The 464-nt window shown below is 66.4% G+C and carries 1 protein-coding gene; it reads left to right on the top strand.

The window, feature by feature from the left end; genetic code table 11:
- The coding region (locus F3I62_RS20075) for a hypothetical protein (protein ID WP_218572954.1) at window positions 1–464 on the top strand (464 nt) is incomplete at both ends.

Here is a 464-nt window from a genome sequence, read left to right as displayed (position 1 = left end):
ACGCCGGGTGGCGTGTCGGATGTCTTCACCTACACGCTGCAGGACGGCGATGGCGACACGGACACGGCGACCCTGACGATCGCGATCGGCAACACGCCGCCGGTGATCAGCAACCTGACCCCGTCGGCCAATGGCGGCGACGTGACGGTGGACGAGGACGACCTGGCCGATGGTTCGGATACGTCGAAGGAGAGCCTGACGCAGTCCGGCAGCTTCACCATCAGCTCGCCCGATGGGGTGGCCGCGCTGACGATCGGCGGGGTGAGCTTCATCAGCAACGGCGTGTTCACGGCGGGCTCGTTCGTCACGGACCTGGGCAACACGCTGAGCGTCACGGCCTACGACCCCGACACGGGCGTGGTGAGCTACAGCTACACCCTGGCGGACAACGAAACGCACGCCAATGCGGCGGGTCAGAACAGCCTGTTCGAAGACTTCGCGGTGCTGCTCACCGACCAGGACGG

It is taken from the genome of Pseudomonas sp. R-28-1W-6 (assembly GCF_009799925.1).
Taxonomy (GTDB): domain Bacteria; phylum Pseudomonadota; class Gammaproteobacteria; order Pseudomonadales; family Pseudomonadaceae; genus Aquipseudomonas.
This window is presented reverse-complemented; position numbering and strand designations above follow the sequence as displayed.